The following is a 4,896-nucleotide window of genomic DNA, read 5'->3' on the forward strand; positions in this document are numbered from 1 at the left end:
CTCGCGCTCTCCCCGAACGTTACCGCCCGATTAGGTCGGGTGCCCACCCCCAGCCCCTCCCGCAAGCGGGAGGGGAGAGGACATATGATGACCACCCGCGAAACCTTCCTCGCCGAAGCCGCCAAGCGCATCCTCATCACCGACGGCGCGTTCGGCACCGAGATCCAGAACTGGAAGCTCAGCGAAGCCGACTATGCCGGCGACCTCGGCCTCGCCAAGGACCAGAAGGGCAATAACGACATCCTCGCGCTGACCAAGCCCGCTGTGCCCGAGGCGATCCACCGCGCCTATTTCGAGGCGGGCGCCGATATCGCCGAGACCAACACCTTCTCGGCCAACCGCATCAGCCAGGCCGATTATGCCGCCGAGCATCTCGTGCGCGAGATCAATGTCGAGAGCGCCAGGCTCGCGCGGCGGCTGGCCGACGAGTTCCAGGCGAAGGACGGCCGCCCGCGCTTCGTCGCGGGCGCGGTCGGGCCGACCAACAAGACGCTGTCGCTGTCGCCCGACGTCAACGATCCGGGCTTTCGCGAGATCGACTTCGATTATCTGAAGGACGTGTACCGCGAGCAGGTCGATGCGCTGATCGAGGGGGGCGCCGATTTCATTCTGATCGAGACGGTGTTCGACACGCTCAACGCCAAGGCCGGGATCATGGCGGTGCTCGAGGCGTCGGCCGATCTCGGTCGCGACGTGCCGATCATGTTGTCGATGACGCTGACCGATCTTTCGGGCCGCAACCTGTCGGGCCACACCGTCGAGGCGTTCTGGCATGCGGTGCGGCATGCGAAGCCGCTGACGATCGGGCTCAACTGCTCGTTCGGCGCCGAGCAGTTGCGGCCGCATGTGCGCACGCTGTCGGACATTTGCGACACCCTGATCATGGTGTACCCGAATGCCGGGCTGCCCAACGAGCTCGGCGAATATGACGAGCAGCCCTCGACCACCGCGGGGCTGGTGCGCGAATGGGCCGCGAATGCGCAAGTCAATGTGCTCGGCGGCTGCTGCGGATCGACCCCCGCGCATATCGCGGCGATCGCCAAGGCGGTCGGCGAGCTGCCCCCGCGCGCGCTGCCGATGCCGCCGGTGGTGACCCGCCTCGCCGGGCTCGAGCCGATGACGATGGCGGCGTAACTCTTCTTCTTCCCCTCCCGCAAGCGGGAGGGGAGGAAAATTAGATGACCGCGAACTCCTCGACCAATTTCGTCAACATCGGTGAGCGCACCAACGTCACCGGCTCGGCGCGCTTCAAGAAGCTCATCATGGCGGGCGATTACCCCGCCGCGGTCGAAGTCGCGCGCCAGCAGGTCGAGAGCGGCGCGCAGGTGCTCGACGTCAACATGGACGAGGGCCTGCTCGACGCCGAATATGCGATGACCACCTTCCTCAAGCTGATCGCTGCCGAGCCCGACATCGCGCGCATCCCGTTCATGGTCGACAGCTCGAAATGGTCGGTGATCGAGGCGGGGTTGAAGTGCGTCTCGGGCAAGCCGATCGTCAATTCGATCAGCATGAAGGAAGGCGAGGAGCAATTCCTCGCTCAGGCGCGCAAGGTGATGAACTACGGCGCCGCGGTGGTGGTGATGGCGTTCGACACCGTCGGACAGGCCGACACGCGCGCGCGGAAACTCGAGATCTGCGGCCGGGCGTACGACCTGCTGATGGGGATCGGCTTTCCCCCTGAGGACATCATCTTCGATCCCAACATCTTCGCGGTCGCGACGGGGATCGAGGAGCATAACAATTACGCGGTCGATTTCATCGAAGCGTGCCGCGACATCAAGGCGCGCTGCCCGCACGCGCATATCTCGGGCGGTCTGTCGAACCTGTCGTTCAGCTTCCGCGGCAACGAGCCGGTGCGCCGCGCGATGCACTCGGTGTTCCTCTATTACGCGATCCCCGCCGGGCTCGACATGGCGATCGTCAACGCTGGCCAGCTCGACATCTATGATCAGATCGACCCCAAGTTGCGCAAGGCGTGCGAGGACGTCATCCTCAACACCGACGAGGGCGCGACCGAGCGGCTGATCGCGATGGCCGAGAGCTTCAAGGGCACCGATGCCGTCGCCGAGAAGGCCGCCGCCGAATGGCGCAGCCTGCCGGTGACCAAGCGGCTCGAATATGCGCTGGTCAAGGGCATCGATGCGCATGTCGTCGACGATACCGAGGAGTGCCGCCAGCAATTCGCGCGGCCGATCGAGGTGATCGAAGGCCCGCTGATGGACGGGATGAACGTCGTCGGCGACCTGTTCGGCTCGGGCAAGATGTTCCTGCCGCAGGTGGTGAAGAGCGCGCGCGTGATGAAGAAGGCGGTGGCGCATCTGCTGCCCTTCATCGAGGCGGCCAAGGAGCCCGGCGCGCGCGGCAAGGGCAAGATCATCATGGCGACCGTCAAGGGCGACGTGCACGACATCGGCAAGAACATCGTCGGCGTCGTGCTCCAGTGCAACGGCTTCGACGTGGTCGATATGGGGGTGATGGTGCCGTGGTCGGACATCCTCAAAGCGGCCAAGGAGAATGACGCCGACATGATCGGGCTGTCGGGGCTGATCACGCCGTCGCTCGACGAGATGGTGACCGTCGCCGAGGAGATGAAGCGCGCCGGGATGACGATGCCGCTGCTGATCGGCGGCGCGACGACGTCTAAGGTCCACACCGCGCTGCGCATCGCGCCGGCGTATGACGGGCCGGTCGTGCATGTGCTCGACGCGAGCCGCGCGGTCGGTGTGGCCTCGACGCTGGTCAGCGACACGATCCGCGACGATTTCGTTCAGAAGACCGCCGACGAATATGAAGCGGTGCGCATCGCGCGCGCTAACAAGGGGCAGAGCGAGCTGATCCCGATCGAGGCGGCGCGCGCCAATGCGTTTCCGGCCGACATGGCGCTCAAGCCCGCTGCGCCTAAGCAGCCGGGTGTGCACGTGTTCGAGGATTGGGATCTCGCCGATCTGCGCGAGCTGATCGACTGGACGCCGTTCTTCCGTGCGTGGGAGCTGGCAGGCAACTACCCGGCAATCCTGACCGACGCGGTGGTGGGGGAGAGCGCGACGTCGCTGTTCGAAGACGCGCAGAAGATGCTCGACCAGATCATCGCCGAGAAATGGCTGACCGCCAAGGGCGTGGCGGGGCTGTGGCCGTGCCGGCGCGAGGGGGACGATGTTGTGATCTCTTCTTCTCCCTCTCCCCTCCGGGGAGAGGGAGACAAGACTGCCCTTCCTGCGCCAGCAGATCGCCAAGCGCGAAGGGCGCGCCAATATGTGCCTCGCCGATTTTATCGATCCGGCAGGCGACTGGATCGGCGGCTTCGCGGTAACCGCGGGGCACGGGATCGACGCGCATCTCGCGCGCTTCAAAGCAGATAACGACGATTATTCGGACATCCTGCTCAAAGCCCTCGCCGACCGACTCGCCGAGGCGTTCGCCGAGCGGCTCCACCAGCATGTCCGCGCCGAATTGTGGGGCTATGCCGAGGGCGAGCAGCTCACCAACGAGGCGCTGATCCGCGAGCAATATCGCGGCATCCGGCCGGCACCGGGCTATCCCGCCTGCCCCGATCACAGCGAGAAGCCGATGCTGTTCGAGCTGCTCGGCGCCACGCAAGCGACCGGCATCACGCTGACCGAGAGCTTTGCGATGCTGCCCACCGCGGCGGTGTCGGGCTTCTATTTCGGCCATCCGCAGGCCGAGTATTTCGGCGTCGCGCGCGTCGGGCCCGACCAGCTCGAGGAATATGCGACGCGGCGCGGGGTCGATCTGGCGACCGCGACGCGCTGGCTGCGTCCCAATCTGGACTGAGGAGCGCGGAGGGTTAACCCTCAATTAGCCTTCCCAGCTGGCCTCCCCGCGGGCATCGTGCCGCGCAAAGGAGCCAGCCTCATGCGTCGCATTCTACCCCTGCTCGCCATCGCGATCGCCGCCCCCGCCGCCGCGCAGCAGCGCGCACCCTTCACGATCGAGGGGACCGGCCAGGGCTTCCAGACGATCGACGAGGCGGTGCAGTCGATCCGCATGGGCACCGCGACGATCCTGATCGCGCCGGGCGTCTATCACCAGTGCACGATCCAGTCGGGCGGCCACATCACCTTCAAGGCGGTGACGCCGGGCACCGCGATCTTCGAGGGCACGGCATGCGAAGATAAAGCCGCGTTCGTGCTGCGCGGGCAGGGTTCGGTGGTCGACGGCATCGTCTTCCGCAAGATCGCGGTCGGCGACGGCAATGGCGCCGGGATCCGCAGCGAGGTCGGCGATCTCGTGGTGCGCAATTCGATGTTCCTCGACAATCAGGAGGGCATTCTCGGCGGCATCGCCAACGGCCAGAAGATCGTGATCGACCATTCGACCTTCGCCGGGCTCGGCCAATGCGACATAACGCCGAGCTGCTCGCACAGCATCTACCTCGCCAATTTAGGGTCGGTGACGGTGACCAACTCGCGCTTTGAGCGTGGCACCGGCGGGCATTACGTCAAGCTGCGCACGCCGCACGTCACGATCACCGACAACAGCTTCGACGACACCAAGGGCAGCAAGACCAACTACATGATCGACCTGTCGCAAGGCGCGACCGGGCTGATCGCGCGCAACACCTTCGTGCAGGGCGCGCACAAGGAAAATCACAGCGGGCTGATCGTCGTCTCGGCCGAGGCGAAGACCTATAGCGCGGCGGGCTTGCGGATCGAGGACAACGACGCGAGCCTCGCGCCGGGTGCGCCGACCAACCCGGCGTTCATCGCCAATATGAGCGGCGATCAGCTCGCGATCGGCGCGAACCGGCTTGGGGCTGGGATCCGGTCGTACGAGGTGCGGTAAACATCTCCCTCTCCCATAGGGAGAGGGAAGGGGCCCGCTCGGCGTAGCCGAGTGGGAAGGGTGAGGGCAGCACACCGTACCAGCGTGGAC

2 protein-coding genes and 1 pseudogene are annotated in these 4,896 nt (G+C 65.7%); all 3 read left to right on the forward strand.

Annotated features, from left to right (window positions below; translation table 11 throughout):
* Positions 1-87: 87 nt before the first annotated feature.
* Complete coding sequence (locus RH90_RS09755; RefSeq protein ID WP_029625201.1) at positions 88-1,134, forward strand: homocysteine S-methyltransferase family protein; 1,047 nt, start codon at positions 88-90, stop codon at positions 1,132-1,134.
* 44 nt (positions 1,135-1,178) lie between these two features.
* Positions 1,179-3,795, forward strand: a pseudogene (metH, locus tag RH90_RS09760) (methionine synthase).
* An 81-nt stretch (positions 3,796-3,876) separates the two neighbouring features.
* On the forward strand, positions 3,877-4,806 hold the full coding sequence (locus tag RH90_RS09765) for a right-handed parallel beta-helix repeat-containing protein (protein ID WP_010185405.1): 930 nt from the start codon (positions 3,877-3,879) through the stop codon (positions 4,804-4,806).
* Positions 4,807-4,896: the final 90 nt, after the last annotated feature.

This window comes from Sphingomonas sp. PAMC 26605, assembly GCF_000241485.1.
In the GTDB taxonomy this organism is placed as follows: Bacteria; Pseudomonadota; Alphaproteobacteria; order Sphingomonadales; family Sphingomonadaceae; genus Sphingomonas.

Coding starts and splice junctions, on each gene's coding strand:
- RH90_RS09755 (WP_029625201.1), top strand. CDS start 88: ATGACCACCCGCGAAACCTTCCTCGCCGAAGCCGCCAAGCGCATCCTC.
- RH90_RS09765 (WP_010185405.1), top strand. CDS start 3,877: ATGCGTCGCATTCTACCCCTGCTCGCCATCGCGATCGCCGCCCCCGCC.